Below are 22,844 nucleotides of genomic sequence, written 5' to 3'. Positions count from 1 at the left end.
AACTTTGATGAATGTTTTGTCTTTGCCAATAAATATTTAAATTTACTTTAACCTTAATGGTGTGTTTTGTCTGCAAATAAGGTATGTGTAATGACCAGATTGACTTGACAAAAAGAAATAAACTAATACTATAAGTAGCATTAGTTTTAAAACTATAGAAAATGATTAACAGTAGTGAAAGTACAAAAGTAATTCGTTGGGGAATATTAGGATGTGGTAATGTTACTGAAGTGAAAAGTGGTCCTGCTTACCAGAAAACGGAAGGGTTTATAATCGAAGCAGTGATGCGAAGAGATGCTGACAAAGCCGCTGATTATGCTAAAAGACATGGAATAGATAAATTTTACACTAATGGAGATGACTTAATTAATGATCCAGAAATTGACGCGATTTATATTGCGACACCTCCGGATACCCATAAATATTACGGACTTAAAGTGGCTCAAGCCGGGAAAATTTGTTGTATCGAAAAACCTTTGGCACCAAATTACCAAGATAGTCTCGCCATTTATGAGGCTTTTGAAGAAAAAAATATCCCTTTGTTTGTTGCATATTATAGACGTACACTTCCTCGTTTTGAACAAATAAAAACATGGCTGGATGCTAATAGCATTGGTGCTATCAGACACATAAGATGGCATTTGAGTAAACCTGCAACAGCTCAAGATTTATCTGGAGAATACAATTGGAGAACTGATTCTGAGATTGCTACTGGGGGGTATTTTGATGATTTGGCGAGTCATGGACTGGATTTGTTTATTCATCTTTTAGGAAATATAAAAGAGGTTTCAGGTATAAGTCTTAATCAACAGGGATTGTATTCTGCCAAAGATGCCGCTACAGCTTGTTGGGTTCATGAATCTGGAATTACTGGAACTGGAAGTTGGAACTTTGGGTGTTATGAGCGGGAAGATAAAGTCGAAATTTTTGGAAGTAAAGGAAAAATTACATTCTCTGTCTTTGAAAATGAGCCCTTAGTACTTTCTAGTGAGCAAGGAAAAAATGAAGTCTCTATTGAACATCCTGAAAATATTCAGTTGTTTCATGCAAAGCAAATGCGGGAACATCTTCTTGGGAATAGTAAACATCCTTCAACGGGATTAACCGGCGCTCATACTAGTTGGGTTATGGATAAAATTATAGGAAACCTTTAGCAATTTAAAATAGTTTAAAACAAAAAAAAGGCTATCCCAAAAAGACAGCCTTCTCAAATTACTACAATTTATTTAATCACTATTTAACATCAACGGTTTCTATAAAAGTTTTCCCGTTAGAAGTTATCACAAACGTGCATCTGTCTCCTCCAATGTTACTTACATCAAATAGTTTACCCACATTTATTTCAGAAGGTAAGGTTTCTTTATATACCTCTATATCATTTGAGTTATAAATTTTAACAGTAACTGGAGTTTGAGAAACGTTTAACATGTTAAGTGTTATTATTCCATTTTTAGTTGTTAAAGATGGTTTATAAACTTCAGAAACAGCATCAGCAGATAATTTAGCTACTTTACCAACAACCTCAATTTTATACTTTGAGATTTTAAGGTCGCTTTCAGCTTGTAAGTAATATACCCCGTCAGGGAAAGCCGTTAAATCATATGTTCTGTTAATATCGTCGTCAGAAGTAACATTTTCTTGATAAATTAAATTTTCACTGGTGTCATAAATCGACAAGTCGATTTTCTTGATTTCTCTTAAAGTAAAACTAACAGTCTTTCCTTCTTCTTTTTTTAAATCTAATGAGAAATCAGTGTTCCCTGCATGTGCTTCTACGGCAGTTAATGCTACTGCAGCTAATACTAAACTAAATTTTAAAATCTTTTTCATAATGTAAATGTTTAGATTTATAATTGATTATTTATCTGATGCTAAATTACCCTAAGAGATTCATTATGAAGTAGTACAGGATTTTCTAATTTATGTGCTATTTTACCTTTTACGAAATCGATTAAGGTTAAAAAAGATAATCGTGTGTCTGTTTTAGGTAATTTTGTACTAATTCTAAATACGTAGTCGATGAAAATAGTACCGCCTGCCTTTGAAATTATAGCCCCATCCTTCGGGAGTTCCTTTTGCTTTTCTCAATATGTTGAAAATGCAAACAGTAAGGCACATTTATGGCATTATCATCCAGAAATCGAATTGGTCTTTGTAAATGGAGGATCTGGGAAACGACAAATAGGGAGCCATATATCCTATTATACTGATGGAGACCTAATACTTATAGGGAGTAACTTGCCTCATTGTGGGTTTACCAACGAAGAGACTGGGAATAAAAATGAAACGGTCATACAGATGAAACCAGATTTCCTGGGGAATGATTTTTTTGATATTTCCGAAATGAAGAATATTCGGAATCTTTTTAGTCAAGCCAAAGCCGGAATTGCTTTTGAAGGAGAAACTAAAAAGAATATTGGGAAAAAAATAGAATCTATGGAAAAACAGCCGCATTTTGAAAAGTTGCTGACCATGTTAAGTATTCTCAATGAACTGGAATTATCTAATGAATATACCGTTTTGAATGCAGATGGATTTAGAATGGAAATGCAGATGCAGGATAATGATCGTATTAATGCGGTTTTTAATTATGTGAAAGATAATTTTCAGGAACATATTACACTAGAAGAAGTGGCTGTTTTGGTAAGTATGACTGTGCCTTCTTTTTGTCGGTATTTTAAAAAAATTACCAATAAAACATTTACTCATTTTGTAAATGATTATCGTTTGGTCCACGCTTCTAAACTACTGGCAGAAAAACCCATAAGCATTACTGAAATCTGTTTTGAAAGTGGTTTCAATAATTTCAGCTATTTCAATAAATCATTCAAGGAGTTTACAGGTAAAAGTGCTTCGCAATACCGTCAAGAACTTAGTTCAGTGCTTAAATAAAGAATTTCAAAAGTAAGTTGAAATGTCTTAAAATTAAATATTACCAGATTAATTCTATTTTCTGTCCTTTTTTCAAAGTAACTTTTTTGGTTTTGTCTCCATTAATAAGCGTTGTATTTCCACCATTTTTAGAAAAAACAGTTATTTTTTTCACCGTTTTATTGCTCCATTCCATCGAAACTTCAAATCCTCCTCTGGCACAAATTCCTTTTATTGAACCATTTTCCCAGGCATCGGGTAGGGCTGGAAGTAATCTGATTTCATTTATGTTAGATTGGACTAGCATTTCTGCAACTGCGGCAGCACCACCAAAATTTCCATCTATTTGAAAAGGAGGATGCGCATCGAATAAATTAGGATAGGTTCCGCCACCTCTTCTTGACTTTTCTGTTTTTTTTCCATCTGGATCTACATAACGAAGCAATTCTCGGAACATTTTATAGGCATGATTGCCGTCCCAAAGTCTTGCCCAAAGATTAATACGCCAGCCTTTAGACCAACCTGTTGTTTCATCTCCTTTTATTTCAAGCGTTTGTCTGGAAGCATTGGCTAACTCCGGTGTTTTTAATGGTGTGATGTGATCACCAGGAAAAAGGTCAAACAAGTGTGACTGATGGCGGTGTTTTGGGTCTTCGTCATTCCAATCAAAATACCATTCTTGCAGGTTTCCTTTTTTACCTATTTGATACGGATAGAATTTTGAAAGTGCTGTTTCGAGTTTTGCTCTAAATTCAGTATCAATATTTAACACTTTTGAAGCTTTAATTGTTTTATCAAAACATTCCCGAATCATCGCCAAATCTGCAGTTCCGCCATACATCGTGGCACCAATAAAACCATCAGGCGCAATGTATTTGTTTTCCGGAGATGTTGATGGCGATGTAATTAAATAGCCATTTTTATCCGTTATCATCCATTCTAAAAAGAATTGAGACGCTCCTTTCATAATAGGGTATCCTTCGTTTTTTAAATAAGTTTTATCTTGGGTAAAGACATAATGTTCCCAAATATGAGTGCTTAACCAAGCACCAGAAATTGGCCAACAAGCCCAACTTGGGTCTTCTTTTCCGAAGTTCCCAACAGGATTAGTCATCGCCCAAATATCTGAATTATGGGCTGCAGCCCAACCATTGCAACCATAAAAAGTCTTAGCGGTCACTTTACCCGTTACCGAAAGGTTTTTTATAAAACTCAAAAGCGGAATATGCATTTCTGAAAGATTGGTGTTTTCGGCAAGCCAATAATTCTCTTCGAGATTGATGTTCATCGTGTAATTACAACTCCAAGGCGGGTTTAGGTATGGATTCCAAAGCCCTTGTAAATTGGCAGGAACACCTTGGGTTCTGGAACTGCTAATCAACAAATAACGTCCGTAATTGAAATACAAAACTTCTAGATTTTTATCTTCTTTTCCTTCTGAGTAGCGCAACAAACGCTCGTCTGTAGGTAAAGCTGGCGCTGTTGTTTTTCCTAGATTTAAACTAACCCGATTGTAAAATTTTTGATAATCGGCGGTATGGGATTGTTTTAATTTATCGAATGATTTTATAAATGCTTTGTTCAAATTGGCTAATGCAATCGCTTTATCGTTTAGTCCTTCGGCAGTAGGATTCTTGTCAAAGCCATTAAAGCTCGTTGCAATTGATACATAAATTAAAGCTTCGGTACCGTTTTTTAATCCCAAACTCGTATCAGAACTTACAATTGTTCCATCCGTATTTTTAATTTTTATCAGAGTTGTAAATCGTGTTCCTCTGTCTTTTTCCAAAAGAAAAGATGGCACCACTTGATAACCTGGGTTTTCGTGAATAGGCGCAAAGCCATTCATTGTAAGTACATTATTTTTAGTTTCTGTTTTGAATTTCAATAAACTATTAGAATTGATATCAAAATTTAACGCTCCTTTTTGACTACTGGTCAATTTGATTACCATGATTTGGTCTGGAGCAGTAACAAAATATTCTCGTGTGAATTTTACGCCATTAATTTCATAACTAACTTTGGAAACGGCATTGGAAATATCCAATTCTCTATAATAATTCGAAGCTTTTCCAGAGTGATGATTATTAATTTCCATAGTGCCCAGCGGTGCATACGATTCGGAATTTTTACCTTGAATTTTTTTATTCAATTCGTCGGCAAGTTTGTAATTTTCGTTTTTTAATGCTTCCCGAATTGCGGGTATGTTTTTATACGCTTCAGGGTTCATGTTGGCATTTACAGGTTCTCCCGACCAAAGTGTGATGTCATTCAAATAAATTTTATCCAAATTTACCCCCCCAAAAACCGTTGCTCCCATTTTTCCATTTCCTAAAACCAGACTTTCTTCAAAAAAATCAGCTGGTTGGTTGTACCACAGAATATGATTGGATTGAGCTACAACTTTTCCACTGAAAAAGGAACAGATGAAAACTAGAAATAGTTTTTTTAAGAAGCTTAATTTCATATGTAGATAATTATTTGATTCAAACTTAAAAATTAATTGGTTGTTATTTAATAAGTCGGTTTATAAATAAAGTTTTTAAAAGTAACCTGACCTTCCCCAACAGCAGAAAGCCCTAATCGAAGACTCATAAAACCACTCAATACATTATGATTGAATGAGGATACTTCCGCAGAATTTTCAATTTTCATCCACTCTTTTCCATTAATGCTATAAAACATATTTACGAGTTGTTCTTTCTTTTCCAAGCGAAGAAATAGATGTGTTTTGTTGATCCCTTTTTGAGTAGGGAATTGCCATGATCTAAGTATAGCCAATACATTCTCTTTATCGGCAGCTATTCCTGTATAAAGTTTACTGTCATAAAAGAGAATTAACCCAGCCGTAGCATCACCTTCTATTTCGACTTCAATTTCAGCGGAATAAGAATGATCAGAAGGGGTACATAATAGAGGAGAACTTTCACCAATACCGTTTCCTTTGGCTTTAATTTGGATTCCATCTTTAGTGAGTTTAAATCTTTTGGCATCATATTCATTAAAGAATTGCCATTGTGGTTTAAGCTCTGTACCTGAAAAAGTATCGGAAAGTGAGAAATTATTTTTTATAGATTGACCTGCCGGTTTTTTAGTTGGCTCTTCCGTTTTTATTGCTTCAGGGCTTTTATACCAACCATCACTAGTCCATTCTATAGGTTGCAGAAGCGTCTGACGTCCCATGTTATAATAGCCATTTTCATAACCGTGAAAAACCATCCACCATTTTCCATTAACGTCGTCAATCAGTGTTGCATGACCTTTAGACCACCATTTTTCGAAACTGTCTTTTGTTCTGATAATCGGGTTATACGGTGAATTTTCCCAAGGTCCCAAAGGCGATTTGGATCTTGCTGATATCACCATATGACTTGTGGCTGGACCTGCAGTTCCACCTTCGGCAACAGTAAGATAATAATAATTCCCTCGCTTTAAAACTTTGGGACCCTCCATGCAAAAACACTCAATAGACCATTCCGTTGGTATTTTCCATCCATCATAAACATGTTTACCAGCACCAGCTACTGAAAGACCATCTTTGGCTAGCGGGACATAATTCCCATTACTGAAATAAAGGAATCGGTTCCCATTTTCATCGAGAAAATGTCCCGGATCAATATTACCGATTTTTAAGTCTATAGGATCACTCCAAGGGCCATTTATAGCATCTGCCCATACCACATAATTAGTTTCATTTGCCGGAAAGTAGATATAAAATTTGTTGTTGTATTTTACCAAATCAGGAGCCCATACTGAACCTACGCTTTTTTTGAGAGCGTGTGTAACAGGCTTCCAGTTCACTAAATCTTTGGAAGTCCAAATTAGTAATCCAGGATAATAATTGAATGAAGAATGTACAATATAGTAATCTTCTCCATCTCTAATTATTGACGGATCAGGATAATCTCCAGCAAATATGGGGTTTTGATAAAACTCATTACTAACTTTGATGCTTTGGCGCTGTGCATTAATTCCAATTGACATGGAAAATATAAATAATAGAATCGTTTTTTTCATAATTGATAATTCACAATTTCATTGTAAGATTATAATCTTAAATTACTTGCTAACTTTATATTTTTCATTCGCTGTAATCATTTCCCAATCATCTGTTCGGAAAGGCGATGCAGGAAATTTTTCTTTATTGAAAAGGTTTATCGCTGTATCATCATCTGCCCAACCGTAATGAATCGCAATTGGATTTGGTACCATTTCATTAGAAACTATTACTTTATTATCCTTGATAATCGCTTTTGAGGCATAGAAAATTTTATCAGCACCTGCTATTTCAAATCCTTTTAAATTTTCACTATTATCAAAAGTTGTCAATCCGCTACCGATATTATCAAAGGTTAGAATTATTTGGTTTCCTTTTATTTCTAAGGATTTGTAAGTTGGTCCGCTATAAATCATTTTTTTACCATAAACATTGTTCAGAGCAATCGCAGCCAATCGTTTTCCAACATCTTGTTTGTTTGTGGGATGAATGTCTTTGGCATTACCAACATCTGTTGTTACCGCCATTCCGGTGTTTGGCAATTGTAAGGTTTGCGATTGTGCTTCGCGCAGTTCTGCCCATTTACTACCGTTTTTACTATTGCCATTAAACTCATTGAAGGTGGATAATTGTACAAAATAAAAAGGGAAATCGCCTTGCTTCCATTTGGTTCTCCAATCAGTTATCATCAATGGAAATGCTTTTTTATATTGTTTGGCTCTCCACACATTGGCTTCACCCTGATACCATAAAACGCCTTGAAAAGCATACGGGATTAATGGATTGACCATCGCATTGTATAACAACGAAGGGTAACTATTGGGAGACAAAGCGGTTTTTACAACAATCACTTTATACTTCCATTTCCCTTCCAAAGGAATTATTTTGCTGCCCAGAGTCAGTTTCAAATCAGATGATTCTCCGTATATTCCACCGCCACCGCTGTTATCGACTACTCTTACAGCAATAAGATTTTTGCCTTCTTTCAATATATTTTCCGGGATTGTATAGACTCTTTTGGCATCCCAAAGGGTATTTCTTCCCACTTCAATTCCGTTTACATAAGTGATATCTTCATCATCAATTTTGGATAAACTTAAAGTCGTTCCGTTTTTAATATCTTCAGCCGAAAGGGTTATTGTTTTTCGCATCCAAACTACACCGTCCAAATCACCCAATGGCTGGTTTTCCCATAATCCAGGGACGTTAAGTTCTGCCCAACTGGCATCATTAAATGTTAATTCTTTAAAAGTGGTTTCGTTGGCGGTATTAACTTCGGTTCCTTGAATTTTTTCGACTCTCTCTCTCATTGTTTTTGCATACAATTTTGAAATAGAATCCATATTCAGCATTGGCACATCGGCAATCATATCTTTAAACTCAGCATTTTTTTCGAATGCTTGGCGGCTCGTCCAAGTTTCTACGCAAGTTCCGCCCCAAGAGGTGTTTATGATTCCGATTGGGATTTTTAATTCGGCATATAATTTTTTGGCAAAAAAGTAACCTACAGCCGTAAAATCACTCACCGTTTCTTTGCTACAAATGGCCCATTTTCCTGCTTTTAAATCTTCTTTTGGTGAACCGCTCAAATCTTGTGCTACACCAAAATGACGAATCATCGGATAATCAGAATCGGCCATTTCCTTTTCGGAATTCATCGTTTTATACATTTGAAATTCCATATTCGATTGTCCGCTGCAAATCCAAACTTCACCAACCAAAACATCTTTTATGATGATTTTGTTTTTTCCTGTAATGGTTAATTCAAAAGGACCTCCTGCTTTTTCAGAATCCAATCGAACCATCCATTTCCCGGTTGCATCGGCTTTGATGGTTTTGGTTTGTTTATTGAAATGGACTGCGATTTTTTCATTGGCATCAGCCCAACCCCAAACCGGAATTTCTTTGTTGCGTTGTAAAACCATTCCGTCAGAAAACAACAAAGGCATTCGAACATTGGCATTTGCCATTATGCTAGCAATCAGAAAAAGAAATACGATACTTTTTTTCATTTTTTATATTTTAAAAATTACGCTTAATTCTATAACAAACAGCATTATCAACTTACATCTCTTTCAAACAGGTAATAAAATAACAACCGCAGCTATGAAAAGGGTTGTCATATAAGTTTTGCTTTTTGCATTCTAACTTAAATGACCTTATTTTCTTAAGTGGTTAAATTTAATACTATTTGTTTTAGAATATAGCCATTAATTTACTTCAATCCATCAAGCAATCCAGTTAAAGCCTGAGTGTCAAATACGGTATTGTTGGTTCGGTCAAAGATAGCCGAGGCATTAACACCTGTATTTCCAGCATCCCAATAAAAAGGTAAAATCCCGTTTGCTTTGGCTTGTTTTACAACATATTTTAAAAAATAGGCTCTTGATGCCAAGTGCAAAGTCAATGCGTCACCTGTCAAATCACGTCGAATGGCGGCAAACTCTCCTAAGACAACAGGAATTCCTTTGTCTACAAATTGCGTTTTCATCGACAAGAAAAGTTTATCTAAATCGGCTTCTTCTCCCCAAGTTGCGTTTCTTTCGGTGTCAGTTGTGGAGTGATAATTCGCCCCCCAATAATAAAACATTTTGCCCCAAGATGCATCCTTGTCCATCAGACAAAATTGATAAGGGGTATAATAATGCACTTCAACCATCATGCGATTCGCTATTTTATCGGTTGGCAAAGTCACCATTAGTTTATTTGTTTTTTCAATATCCGTTGCTGGCCCTTGAACGACCAATGTACGATACGCATTTTTACCTCCTGTAGCACGAACCGCATCAATAAACGTTTGATGATACGATGTTAAGACCGCCATTTGAGTTGCGTTGTCCACATTTGGTTCATTGGCACTGGCAAAAAGTAAATGCTCATCAAAACCACGTAATTGAGTTGCAATTTGTTCCCAAAAGGCCTTTTGTTTGGCATTATTGGCTTCTTTTTGGGCTTCTGTACAATTATTTTCAAGCCATCCGCCATCCCAATGAATATTGACAATTACATACATGTCATTATCAACGCAGTATTGAACGACTTCTTTAACTCTATTTAGCCATTCTGTTTTTATTTGAGCAGTGCTGGTATTGGCCAAATTTTGATTCCAAGAACAAGGAATTCGAATCGCATTAAAACCATTTGCCTTAACCAAATCAATCAATGCTTTTGTAACCTTTGGATTTCCCCAAGCGGTTTCTCCGCCAGTTGCCTCAAGTGTATTTCCTATGTTCCAACCTAATTTTATTTTGGCAGCAAGCTGATCGGCAGTACTACTCATTCCAGACACATCGGCTGCAATAGGATTTGTGTTGTAGCTTGGATAAAGTTCGGTAGCGACAACAGGTGCAGCTCCAAGTTGCGTCAAATTAATTTGAACTGAGGGAGCTTGGCTTGATTTTATAGTTATAACTGCTGAGCGTACAGCGCTACTTGTATTTTCTGAGGCTGATATATTAACCAAAGTTGTACCTGAATTTCCCGAGACTTGGCTCAACGTTATCCAACTTGTATCTGAGCTACTAATGGTCCAAGCATCAACATTGCTTGTAATAGTCACACCAATACTATTTACTATGCTTTGAAACTCTATTTTGTTGGTGTCTACAGTAAGGGATTTAGCTAATACCACTTTAGCTGGAGTGTCTTTACTACAAGCACAAATTGCTAATAAGAATAAACTTAAAATAAAAGGGAATACGTGGTGACTTACTGTTTTTTTCATTTTAATAGATTTTCGAGTTTCAAATAAAGAAGAAATAATTAGTGTTAGAGTGATTCTTATTTGATAGTTACGACAACATCTTCTTTAATATCACGAGAAGAACTTCCTAATTTTAAAATGTAATTTCCTGGTTCCACAGTCCATTTTTTAGTGGCAACATTATAGTATGCCAATTCTTTTACTGGAACCTGAATTGTTATGGCTTGAGAATTTCCAGCTGCAACCAATACTTTTTGGAAGCCTTTTAATTCTTGGGCAGCACGCGTAATTTTCGAATCCGATTTAGAAGTATACAATTGTACTACTTCTTTACCATCCACTTTTCCGGTATTTTTAACGGTTAATGAAACTGTAATCGTTTCATTCACACTGTATACTTTTTTGTCTGTTTTAGCATTGTCGAAAGCAAAAGTGGTGTAAGACAATCCGTAGCCAAAAGGATAAAGAGGCTCTGTTTTTTTAGTGTCAAACCAACGGTATCCTACCAGAATTCCTTCGGCATAGTTAACCGTTTTGTCGCCAGGAAAACTGTTTGTCGCATGTGCTGGTGAATCCATAATGTTTTTAGGCATTGTCCAAGGCAATTTTCCAGAAGGATTTACTGTTCCTAACAATACATCTGCCAAGGCGTTTCCACCTTCGGAACCATTGAACCAACTCCAAACCAAAGCCGATGTTTTGTTTTTTATTTCTTCGATGTCAAAAGGAGCTCCGGCAATCAAAACCACAATGGTTTTGGGATTAACGGCAACTATTTTTTTAATCAATTCTTCTTGCCCGAAAGGGAGATTCAAGTTTCTACGATCCGAAGCTTCGGTTTCGTAATCACGGTTGGAACCTGCAAAAACAATAGCTACATCTGAATTTTTAGCAGCTTCAATAGCTTCCTCTAATTTAGCCGGATCCAATTGGTCAATAGTTACTGGACCATTCATGGTAATATCTCCTAAATTCCCTTTATTTTTTACTTCATAACGCTCTAAATATCCTTCGGCATAATTGATTTTGATGGAGCTTGGCAATCTATTTTTTAAACCTTCTAAAGGCGTAATCTCTCTTTTTGTTTTAACTCCTGCACCAAATCCGCCCAAAGCATTTTTCTTGGTTGCATTGTTTCCAATTACAGCGATAGATTTTACGCCATTCAATTTTAATGGCAAGGCATTATTTTCGTTTTTTAATAAAACTACAGCTTCTGATGCGATTTTGTAGGCGTCTTGATAATGTGCTTCGGTTGCAATGCTGCCTTTTGAACGGTCTTTAGCTCCCATAGCTTTTACTTGAAATAAGGCCCCTAGTATTCGTTTTACATGAATGTTGATTTCGGCTTCTGAAATTTCGCCAGCCTTAGTTGCTGCGATTAGTTTATCGGCCAAGAAAAAATCGTTGAAAGCTTTTGGAGTTCCCATTTCAATATCCAATCCGTTTTTCAACGTTTTTACGGTAGTATGAACGGCAGCCCAATCAGAAACAACAATTCCTTTAAATCCCCATTCGTCGCGCAAAATGGTATTGAGCATATAATTATTTTCACATAAATATTCGCCTCTAAACTTGTTATAAGCTCCCATGACACTGTAAGCGTGAGCCTCTTTTATAGACGCTTCGAATGCTGGTAGATAAATTTCACGAAGGGTGCGTTCGTCAATCTGTACATCAACAAAATCACGATTGGTTTCTTGGTTATTGGCAGCAAAGTGTTTTACGCAAGCCATAACGTCATTGTCTTGTAAACCAACAATTAATGGTACTGCAATTTTTTTGTTCAAAAACGGATCTTCGGACATATATTCATATGTTCTGCCTCCAAGTGGTGTTCTGACGATATTAATCGCAGGGGACAGTAACATATCTTTGTCTCTGGCGCGCAATTCCTGACCTAAACTATTCCCAAATGTATAAGCTAAATCAGTATTCCAAGTTGCTGCCAGACCTCCACCAGAAGGATAGTATGTAGCAAAATCGTTGTTCCAACCTGCTGCTGACCAGTTATCACGAGAAATTTCTTCCCGAACTCCTAATGGACCATCGGCCATTTTTAATTCTGGAATGCCCAAGCGTTTTACACCACCAGTTGAAAACATACTGTTACCATGTAGCATACCTATTTTTTCCTCAAGGGTCATTTTTGAAATCAACTTGTCAATTTCGGCATCGTATTTAGTGCTTAAAGATTTTGCTGGAAGCGTTTTTGTTTGTTTTTTATTTTTAACCGTTTGAGAATTCGCATTGAATCCAGCCAAAAGCATTACTGAGCATGTGATGGATAATGTGATTATTTTATATTTCATGTGTAGCTAATTTTATTTTTAAATTATTTTTTAGGCTATTGTTGTCTAAATTGTTTTTAAATCTGGAGGGTTACGCCCAAATTAAAAAGATTTCATTTTTTAGAATTTTACTTCATTGTTTTTACAAAATTCAGCAACAGTACATCGTTTTCATTAATCTTGAAATCTTTGCTATATATTCCTTTTCCATCAATTGTTACTGTTTCTGTTGCAATCGGCGAACCATTATTTTTTTCTTTAAGGATATCGACTTGTTGTTTAGTCAATTGATTTGGTTTATTTATCCCCAGATAATCCGTGTAAACGTCATTCACTTTATATCCTACTTTGCTTATCTCCAAATTATATTTTCCTTTTTGGAGCCCAGTAACTTCAATTTTTATAGTTCCTTTTGGTTTTGACGGTAAGTCTTTAATGTAGTATTGCTGATTGTTTATGGAAGTATCAGGAAGCGTGTGAGTAAAATCCCAAAAAAGCAACTGTACATCTCCTTTTGCATTTTTGGTTGCCCAAGACGATGTGTCCGTATTTTGAAGTTCTGTTTCCCCTAATTTGTTTAGCAGATAATAAGAGAAATAGGCTGGTTTCTTAATCCCTTGCGTATTCAATAATCCGAATCCACCATGAAAAGGCGTAAATCGAGGACCCGCTTCTTCGAAAATATCGGTAAAAACCCAATAAGACATGGAGTTCGCAGCGTTTCCTACTTGTTTCAATTTTTGAAGAATATACGCAGCAGAATGGTAGCTGTCATGGATTGGGTCAGCAGGAGTATAGGACGAACTCCATTCGGTGTAATGCAATTCCAGATTAGGTTTAGCTGAACTTGAAATTTGCTTACGGGAATTAATTATATCTCCGCTTATACTCGATTCCTCTTTATTCAACACGGTTCCTGCGGTTCCGAATTCATCTAAAAATCCTTGCTTTACTCCGTAAGTATGTGTTGAAATAAAATCCAACGGCACATTGTTTTTACTGCAAAATTCGATGGTTTCAGGAACCCAAGCGGCTCCAGCTGTGGCAGGACCTCCCACTTTGTAAGCTGGATTTACACTTTTGATGGCTCTTGCGGTATACTCATACAATTTGAAATATTCGGCCTGAGTGCCTGTCCAAAAACCCGGTGATAAATTGGGTTCGTTCCAAACCTCAAAATACCAAGTTTTCACTTCATCGGCTCCATACCGTTCTGTAAAATGTTGTGTCAAGTTGCGAATTAAGTCTTCCCATTTTTTATAATCTTTTGGTGGTGTTACATTTCCTTTCCACCAAAAAATGGTTTGATTTCCACTCGCCAATGCAGAAGGCATAAAGCCTAATTCAACGAAAGGCTTCATCTTGATGCTCAAAAGAAAATCGTACAAAGCGTCAATGTACTGGTAATTATATTCCGGATTTCCTTTATTGTCTTCTCGGTAAACGGCCATGTCATCTGTTAATAAACCATGCATTCGAATGTATTTAAAATCACATTCTTTTTTCACCATAGCCAATTGTTGTTGCCAATCGGCACGCAATCCTTCATTCGCTCTTCCTGCTCCAATGCACTCTTTGAACATGGTGTTCAATTCTCCCACTGATTTATTATAATTGATTTTTATGGTTCGGTAAACTGTTGATTTTGTGGCATTTGTATCTTGTCCAAATATCGAAATATGGGTTAAGAGGAATAAAAAAATAAGGGTAAATACATTTTTTTTCATTTGGAAATGTTTCTTTGTTTTAAAAAACTGGACTAAAGTCCAGCCCTACAAAATTGTCCGAGCCTACGGCTCTAACACACAATGTAGGAGTTCACTGCAGACGGGACATATTGTAGCAACGGATTTTAATCCGTTGCTGTTATCATAATTTATAATTTTTTGAATCGGATGGCTGTTCCTCCAGCACCACCTAAATGCAATTTCAATACATCCGAAGCTTTTACCGTTTTTTTAGAAATAGCTACTGCAGATGGATTGTGTGTTTCATCAGTACCTTCCGCATCAGCATAAATCTGTGCTTCGTAAGTGGCTTTAGCATCTAAAAAAGTCAAAGGAATAGCTAAATGTCTGGCTTTCTCATTGGTGATACTTCCTAAAAACCAATCGGCACTGTTTCTGTCTTTACGAGCGGTGGTGATGTATTGTCCAATTTCTCCATTCAAGACTTTAGTAGTTTCCCAATCTGTAGGGACGTCTTTTAAGAATTGTAAAGCTGGTTTACCTTCGTAATTTTCAGGAAGGTCTGCCATCATTTGAATTGGAGCATAAATAGTTACATACAATGCCAATTGTTGTGCCGTTGTACCGTGAACTCTTTTGCCCGGATACCCTTGTTTTACCTCTACATCAAAAATTCCTGGTGTATAATCCATAGGTCCGGAAAGTAATCTGGTAAAAGGAATAATAGTTAAGTGATTTGGTGGATTTCCTTCGCTCCAAGCATTGTATTCCTGTCCTCTCGCAGCTTCTCTTGAAACCATATTTGGATACGTGCGACGTTCTCCAGTATCTTTTATAGACTCATGATACAGTACAGCCAAATCATATTGGGCGGCTTTTTCCAAAACATATCGGAAATAATTTACTCCAAATTGCCCAAAATGCCATTGTTTCATATTCAATTTAGAACCTACATGACCAATCTTAACCGAATGCATTCCTAGTTTTTTGTATAAAGCAAAAGCGTCGTCGATTTCTTTTAAGTAATTAATCAAATTCGAACCAGTCTCGTGGTAGCCAATAAGCGCTACATCATTTTTCTTTCCATACTCCACTACTTTTTCCAGGTCGAAGTTATCGGCACTTTTTGTAAAACTAAACATGTGCATTTTATTTTCATACCAAGCAGGAGTCCAACCTTTGTTCCAACCTTCGATTAGTAGATGATGGAATCCTTCTTTGGCTGTAAAATCAATGTATTCTTCAGCATGTTTGGTAGTTGCTCCTTGCTTTTCACTTTCCCAAAAGGTGTATTTTCCAATGTGCATTCCCCACCAAATCCCAAAATATTTGTAGGGTTTAAAGTAACTGGTATTGGCTAGTTTATTTGGTTCGTTCAAATTCAAAATCAGATAAGAAGTAATCAAATCCGTAGGTTTCTCAGCAATTTGTAACGTTCTCCAAGAAGAGGTAAAAGTATCTTTCACCCGTACTTTTACACCATCAGCCCAAGGCACGAGATCCGATTTAAGTTGTGTTCCAGTAGTATTTACCAAAGTCATACTTGCAAAATTTACTAAATTTGCTTCGTGGAAACTCAATGCCAGTCCGCTTTTACTTTCAATAGTCAGCGGTGTAAGAACAGTATCAAGGGTACTTACGGGAGCATCTTTAAAAAGATATTCGTCACGGTTTTCTCTATTAGCTGGGATCCACCATGCTTTTCCATCTTGTTTCAGGTTGAAAGTCGTTTTCTCATCCATGATAAAAATACTGTCTTTTGTACCTTGTTTTGGATATACATAACGAAAGGCAATTCCATCATCGAAAGCACGGAACTGAATTTCCAGTTTGCGTTTTTGTTTGCTTTTTTGTTGCAATTGAACCACTAACTGATTGTAATGGTTTCTAATGTTTTTCTTTTCTCCCCAAACCTGTTCCCAAGTTTCATCGAAGGTTGATTTTTCTACTTTAGTGATTTCGAAATTAGAACTAAAATTTTCATTATTTTTTAATAAAAAACCCAGATCAGAAGGTGTGATAACTTCTGTTTTTCCATGAGATACCGCATATTTTGGAGCGCTATTTACTAGTTCAAATTTGATTTTATTTTGCCCTCCCGGAGAAGTCAATTCGTAGGATTTTGCCTTTTTGCCTTGAGCGTTACCTATAACTACTGAAAGTAATAGAACGGGGAGTATCAGTCTTTTTATCATCGTATTATTTCTTAATTGTCTTTTTTATAAATCAGGGAATTAAGGAACTGTTAACTCCCCGATTTAAAACTAACTCAACTTATTTATTTTACCCACTCGGTTTTGAAAGTGGTTTTTCCAGTTAATGGATTTGATGTCGTTTCGAAATTGTTTCCTTTTTTAGAAACTGTAATCGTTTGTACGGCATCAGTTTCTGGTAAGAATACTTTAGCAGTTGCAGTATTGGTAGCATCTGTAGCGTATACTTTTAAAGTTAATTTGCTCCAATCCATATCCTTTGTAGATTGAGCCAATCCAATGTGAGGAATCGCAGAACCATCTCTAACCAAAACTACGATTGGAATCGCACCCGCTTTGATTTTATGCCATCCGCCTTGATAGACTTGTTTGGTTTGGTAATCAATCCAAGTTCCTTCCGGAAGATAGACATCTCTTTCAGTAACTTCTTCGAATAAAGGAGCCACTAACATACTGGATCCAAATAAGTATTCATTATCAACCAACCAAGCACCCGGGTCATTTGGATATTCAAGAAATAAAGCACGCATCATCGGCAATCCTTTTTGAGAACTTTCTTTGGCTTGCGCATAGATATAAGGCATTAATTCGTAACGCATATTATCGGCGTTTCTGAATCCTTCCAAAAAGTCTTTGCTGTACAACCAAGGTTCGCGCGGAGGCTCACCGTGGCTTCTTACGTGAGATGTAAACATTCCGAACGGCGCCCATCTGCGGTATAAATTCTCAGGTGATTTGGTTGCAAATCCTCCCACATCATGACTCCAAAAACTGAATCCGCTTAATCCTAATGAAAGTCCGCCTCTTAATTCGGCTGACATTGCACCATTACTTGTTTCAGCATCGCCACCCCAGTGTAATGGATACCGTTGACTACCTGCCCATGTACTTCTGGCCCAGATTAAAGTATATCCTTTTTCTTTTTGAGTAATTTCGGCAACGGCTTTATTATAACGCAATGGGTATAAATTGTGCTCGTAGAAACCCGTACGACCTGAATGGTAAATTCCGTCTGGCGGAGCAGCTTCTCCAAAATCAACTTTGAATACAGAAACTCCTTGGTCAAACAAATGTTTTAATTTGGCCTGATACCAAGTCACAGTTGCAGGGTTCGAAAAATCCAACACTGCATCTTCATAAGGCAAGTTTCCTTTACGGTCTCTTACTGCTAGATTTTTGTCCATGATTTCATTGAACAAGGTATTTTTTGGTGAAAAATAAGGCAATTGCCATAAACACACATGGAAACCATCGTCTTTCATGTCCGACATCATTTTCACGGCATCTGGGAAACGGTCTTTAGAAAACTCATAATTGTTTCTCCAGTCTACATCAAACCAACCCGTGTCAAAGTGAATTACATCAGTTGGGATTTTATAAGCGCGTAAATCTTTAGCTACTTGACGTCCTTCTTTTTCAGAGAAATACGTGATGCGGCTCATCCAAAAACCAAATGACCAAAGTGGTGGCATCGCAGCTTTTCCGGTTAAATTAGTGTATTCATCCAGTATTTCTTTTGGTTCACCAATGAAGAAAAACAAATCGGCCTCATCGTCACCAATATACATTTCATTGGCACTGCCAAAATATTTTCCAAAATCAACAGTGATAGGAGTAGAGTGGTGCATGAAAACTCCATACCCACGGCTACTCATATAAAACGGAACCGGTTTGTACATTGTTTCGTTTTGAATACCATTGGCATCATCAGCCCATAAAACCACTTTTTGACCGCGTTTGTTAAATTGGGTAAATGATTCTCCGCAACCAAATATCTTTTCGTCTGGCTCTAAGCTAAATGCAGCTCCCATACTTCTGGAATAATCGCTGTTTCTACGCACAAACGAAAACGGAAGTGTTGGTGTATAGGTGTTTTTAAAATCAGAATCATGAAGAGTTCCTGTTAACAATTTTCCTTTTTCATCGTAAATTTTTACGTGCCAAGGTTTGGTTTGAATTTCAACCGACCCATGTTTACTGGTAAATTTATAACCGCCTTCAATTTTAGAATATTTCCATAATTCCGGGTGATTTGGAGCCACCCCATCAACTAGCATTAGAGACTCTTTTTCAGGACGAAATTGTGGTCCTGAAGTAGTTTTTATTCTCAACGTACGGTCTGAAACAAACTGAATTTGGAAAGGCAATTCAGGTGAAGCTGCATACTCGGTAGCAGGGAATTCATTGGCTACAACCGGACTAGGCTTCATCATCATATTGTTGAATGCCTGACGTGTTTGGTAATTGTATCTTAAATATTTTACTGTTCCTTTTCCTGTTTGAGGGTCAAAGTTAGTAAGCTCATCAGCAAAATAAAACGTGTTCAGGTAATTCTGAAAATCTTTGCTGATATCCATTGGTGCGTTAAGCACATCTGCATTTTGAATTTGTGCTGACGCTTTTGGCGAAATTAGCAAACTAAAACCCATGAATAGAGACAAGGAAGCTATCTGTATTTTTTTCATTGTGTTCTTTTTTAATATTATTTAATTGTGTTTTATTCTGCTGAAATTGTAATTGTAGCTGCTTTCAAACCATTTGCGGTAGCTGTTAATTCTAGTTTTTCGGCTTTATTTCCAGACTGAATCACCACTAAACATTTTCCGTTTAGTGCAGTATGTTTTGTTCCTTTATACGATTCATGACTTACTGGATCTCCACTGCAAACTCCTACTATTTTTCCGTTTCCTTTTAATGAGAAATGGATTTCGTTATTTGCATTTGGCGAAAGCACACCATTTGCATCGGTAATATCCACGGTTACGAAAGACAAATCATTTCCATCAGCGTTAATAGTTGCTCTGTCTGCTGAAAGTTTGAAAGTGGCAGGAGCTTCAGCCGTTTTGATTTCGGTTTCTAAAACTGTTTTTCCATTTTTACGAGAAACTGCTTTTAGTGTTCCTGCTTGAAAAGGAATTCTCCACATTACATGTAAATCGTCTCCTTTTTTGCTGCGGACACCAACTGATTTTCCGTTAAGGAACAATTCAACCTCATCGGCATTATTATAGTAAGCCCAAACATCAACAGTTTGTCCAGCTTTCCAGTTCCAATGTGGGAAAAGGTGTAAAACCGTTTTGTTAGTCCATTCGCTTTGATACATATAATAAACATCTTTGGGGAAACCCGCCAAATCTACTATTCCAAAATACGAACTAATCGATGGCCATTCATAAGGAGTTGGTTCGCCAATATAATCGAACCCTGTCCAGATGTACATTCCTGCAAGGAAATCGTATTTTTTTATCACTTTCCAAGTGGCTTCGTGGGTCGAACCCCAAGGCGCTCTTACTTGGTCAAATGCAGATACGGTATTGTTTGGATTTCCCGTTGTGAAAGGCAAATCCCAACGAACAGGCCATACTTTGACTGTATCGGAAGGAAATTCATAATACCCTCTGGTTTCCAATGCCGAAGTAGTTTCGGTGGCTATGAAAGGAACATTAGGGAAGTTTTTTTGATGGTATTCAAAAGTTTGATGAGCATAATTATAGCCTATAATATCCAAAGCCCCCGAAGTTGCGAGTGAATTGAAATAAGTTTTAGACTTTTCAAATTGCAAAGTTACCGCATCAATATTCATATTAACGGCAGGATTCATTGCGGCAGTCACTAATCGTGTGGTGTCTAATTTTTTTACGATTGCGGATAATTCTTTGGCAATTACTACACCTTCATCGCTCCATTGTTCTGGAATTTCGTTACCAATACTCCACATAAATATGCTGGGATGGTTGCGATCTCTAAGGATTTGATCCTGCAAATCTTTAGCGTGCCATTGATCCCAATTAAGACTATAGTCATATTTGGTTTTGGCTTTTTTCCACATATCAAATGCTTCGTCCATCACAATAAAACCCATTTTATCGCAAAGATCCAAAAGCTCTGGAGCAGGCGGATTGTGTGAAGTTCGGATGCCGTTTACACCCATGTTTTTCAAAATTTCCAATTGGCGTTCGATGGCTCTGGTGTTGATTGCCGATCCCAATGGCCCCAAATCATGATGCAAACAAACTCCTTTTATTTTGACTTGTTTTCCATTTAAAATAAATCCTTTATCAACATCGAATTTAAAACTTCTAATTCCAAAGTTGGTTTTGTATTGGTCAATAATCGTATTGTCTATGCTAATGATTGTAACCGCAGTGTACAGTTCTGGTTTTTCAATAGACCATAAAATTGGGTTGTTTATAAGAATATCTTGGTTTAGAACTTGATTTGTATTTGCAGCAATGCTTATATTTTGGGTAACCGAAATTACTTTAGTGTCGTTTTTAAAAATTGTAGTTATAATGGATGCGCTTTTTGAAGCCGTGTATTGATTTTTAATTGTGGTTTCCAAATGTACCGAAGCATTTTTGGCAGTTACTTTTGGAGTAGTAATATAAGTTCCCCATTGTTCAATATGTAATTTATCGGTTGTTTGTAACCATACGTTTCTAAATATTCCTGATCCGGAATACCAACGCGAATTGGGTTGTTTTGAATTGTCAACTTTGACAATAATTTCATTGTTTTTATCTCCGTAGTTCAAATAAGGAGAAAGGTCGTATTGAAAACCAATATACCCATTTGGGCGTTTGCCAAGATAATGTCCGTTAATCCAGACTTCGCTGTTTCTATAAACACCGTCAAAAATTATAGAAGTTGTTTTATTCTTATTTGCAGTGGCAACTTTAAATGTTTTTTTGTACCAGCCTAATCCACCATTAAGAGCGCCTCCACCATAACCTGCAGGACTTTTTTCATCAAACTTTCCTTCAATGCTCCAATCGTGCGGTAGGTTTAATGTTCTCCAAGTTGTAGTATTATTGATAGTATCCTTATCTTTTATACTATCGTTCAAATGAAAACTCCAACCCGAATTGAAAGCCACTTTTCTGGAATTGGAAATCTTATCCTTTTCTTTTCCAGTATATGACATCATTAGAATTGTAATTCCCAATAGTGTCAACGTTTGTATAAAATTGCTTAAGTTTTTCATTTTTCTTAAAATTATAATAGTGGTTAAAGTGGTATAAATGTATCGATAAGTGTTTAAATCACACCACCCATCGATGCATTATATTATAACTTTTTGTGTATCGTACTGTTTAAAAATATTTAAATGTTTGATGTATGCGAATAAAGTATTGAGGTCAGAAACTATTAGAAAACTGATTCTCAATACTTTTTTCTGTTTTATAACTAAACCAATTTAGTTTAATTACTAGTTTTTGGTATTAAATTCATAACCACTTGTACACCATCATTACGAATTGCGGCATACCTTAAAGAACTTGCCGTAAGCTCTATTAGTCTAACATTAGAAAATGAAAATCCTGATAGAGTTTCGTTATAATAAGCATTAAGATGTAGAATTTCTATTCCTCCATTTAATATGATTCTATCATTTGTAGAACCATTTGTAAGACTAAAATTGTACGTTCCGGATTGAGTGGTTTTTACAGTACTTCCTGTAGTCAATGAAGTTTGTTTGACTTTTACATTATAACCTCCGTTCAAGTCGAAAGTAACTTCTCCCCAATCTTTATTTTCTATACCTGACCAAGAAACGTCATTGATGCTGCCTGGATACCAAGCCCAATCTCCTTCTACGGTCTTGTTTATATATCCACCACCAACAAATGCAAATGGACTTTCAGTTACCATGTTAAATACCCATGTTTTTCCGGCTACACCGTTAGTTAGCATTGCCCATCTGGGATCACTAAATAAAGTTTGGTCATTTTTTAAAATGGTTACCGTTTTTGTAGCTGTTACTGAACCGCCTTTTGTATAAGCTGAAAAGTTAATGGTATAAGTACCGGCAAATGGCATGGCAATAGTTAATTCATTTAGGTTTGAATGTCCTAATTCATTCCCTTTTGAATCAACATAACTCCAATAGGGTATAATGTCTGGAGTTAGGTTTTTTAATTCGATGGTATTTCCATTTGCTACAGCCGTATAATTAAGGTCTGAGGACTTAAGAGTCATGGCAGGAAGGCTATTACGGTCTTCTACCGGTTCGCAAGAAAATAACGAACCGACTGCAATTATAGCTATTAATGTTAAAAATATATTTTTCATAATCATTAT

General features: G+C 36.4%; 13 protein-coding genes. 2 read left to right on the top strand and 11 right to left on the bottom strand.

What is annotated here, in order from left to right; genetic code table 11:
* The first annotated feature begins 161 nt into the window (after positions 1–161).
* Positions 162–1,154 (top strand): Gfo/Idh/MocA family protein, encoded by a 993-nt coding sequence (locus OA85_RS14070; protein ID WP_039110420.1) that lies wholly within the window; start codon positions 162–164, stop codon positions 1,152–1,154.
* A 79-nt stretch (positions 1,155–1,233) separates the two neighbouring features.
* Here the strand turns inward: OA85_RS14070 and OA85_RS17085 are convergent, their stop codons facing one another.
* The gene (locus tag OA85_RS17085; RefSeq protein WP_052257266.1) at positions 1,234–1,830 is read right to left on the bottom strand and encodes a hypothetical protein; all 597 of its coding nucleotides are present in this window, start codon (positions 1,828–1,830) and stop codon (positions 1,234–1,236) included.
* Between the two features lie 189 nt (positions 1,831–2,019).
* On the opposite strand from OA85_RS17085, the gene OA85_RS14060 reads away from it, so the two are divergent.
* A complete protein-coding gene (locus tag OA85_RS14060) occupies positions 2,020–2,892 on the top strand; it encodes an AraC family transcriptional regulator (protein WP_039110419.1) in 873 nt (290 codons plus the stop codon).
* A 40-nt stretch (positions 2,893–2,932) separates the two neighbouring features.
* Here the strand turns inward: OA85_RS14060 and OA85_RS14055 are convergent, their stop codons facing one another.
* From OA85_RS14055 to OA85_RS14010, 10 genes are all read right to left on the bottom strand, one after another.
* Positions 2,933–5,338: a glycoside hydrolase N-terminal domain-containing protein gene (locus OA85_RS14055; RefSeq protein ID WP_039110418.1), complete on the bottom strand. Its 2,406-nt coding sequence runs from the start codon at positions 5,336–5,338 to the stop codon at positions 2,933–2,935.
* A 47-nt stretch (positions 5,339–5,385) separates the two neighbouring features.
* Positions 5,386–6,888: a family 43 glycosylhydrolase gene (locus OA85_RS14050; RefSeq protein ID WP_231557110.1), complete on the bottom strand. Its 1,503-nt coding sequence runs from the start codon at positions 6,886–6,888 to the stop codon at positions 5,386–5,388.
* A 42-nt stretch (positions 6,889–6,930) separates the two neighbouring features.
* Positions 6,931–8,880: a sialate O-acetylesterase gene (locus OA85_RS14045; RefSeq protein ID WP_039110416.1), complete on the bottom strand. Its 1,950-nt coding sequence runs from the start codon at positions 8,878–8,880 to the stop codon at positions 6,931–6,933.
* 203 nt (positions 8,881–9,083) lie between these two features.
* Positions 9,084–10,592: a cellulase family glycosylhydrolase gene (locus OA85_RS14040; RefSeq protein WP_156129469.1), complete on the bottom strand. Its 1,509-nt coding sequence runs from the start codon at positions 10,590–10,592 to the stop codon at positions 9,084–9,086.
* 56 nt (positions 10,593–10,648) lie between these two features.
* Entirely contained in the window at positions 10,649–12,883 is a 2,235-nt protein-coding gene (locus tag OA85_RS14035) for a glycoside hydrolase family 3 C-terminal domain-containing protein (RefSeq protein WP_039110415.1), read from the bottom strand.
* Positions 12,884–12,990: 107 nt separating this feature from the next.
* Positions 12,991–14,589: a glycoside hydrolase gene (locus tag OA85_RS14030; protein ID WP_039110414.1), complete on the bottom strand. Its 1,599-nt coding sequence runs from the start codon at positions 14,587–14,589 to the stop codon at positions 12,991–12,993.
* A gap of 149 nt (positions 14,590–14,738) precedes the next feature.
* Positions 14,739–16,745, bottom strand: a complete 2,007-nt coding sequence (locus tag OA85_RS14025) for a glycoside hydrolase family 97 protein (RefSeq protein ID WP_039110412.1) — start codon at positions 16,743–16,745, stop codon at positions 14,739–14,741.
* Positions 16,746–16,828: 83 nt separating this feature from the next.
* Positions 16,829–19,228 (bottom strand): alpha-xylosidase, encoded by a 2,400-nt coding sequence (locus OA85_RS14020; RefSeq protein ID WP_039110411.1) that lies wholly within the window; start codon positions 19,226–19,228, stop codon positions 16,829–16,831.
* Positions 19,229–19,260: 32 nt separating this feature from the next.
* A complete protein-coding gene (locus tag OA85_RS14015; protein WP_369699890.1) occupies positions 19,261–21,690 on the bottom strand; it encodes a glycoside hydrolase family 2 TIM barrel-domain containing protein in 2,430 nt (809 codons plus the stop codon).
* A 275-nt stretch (positions 21,691–21,965) separates the two neighbouring features.
* Positions 21,966–22,835: a hypothetical protein gene (locus OA85_RS14010; protein WP_231557109.1), complete on the bottom strand. Its 870-nt coding sequence runs from the start codon at positions 22,833–22,835 to the stop codon at positions 21,966–21,968.
* Positions 22,836–22,844: the final 9 nt, after the last annotated feature.

Source organism: Flavobacterium sp. AED (assembly GCF_000812945.1).
Lineage (GTDB): Bacteria > Bacteroidota > Bacteroidia > Flavobacteriales > Flavobacteriaceae > Flavobacterium.
Note: the sequence above shows the minus strand (reverse complement) of the source record. Positions and strands in the feature narration are given on the sequence as shown.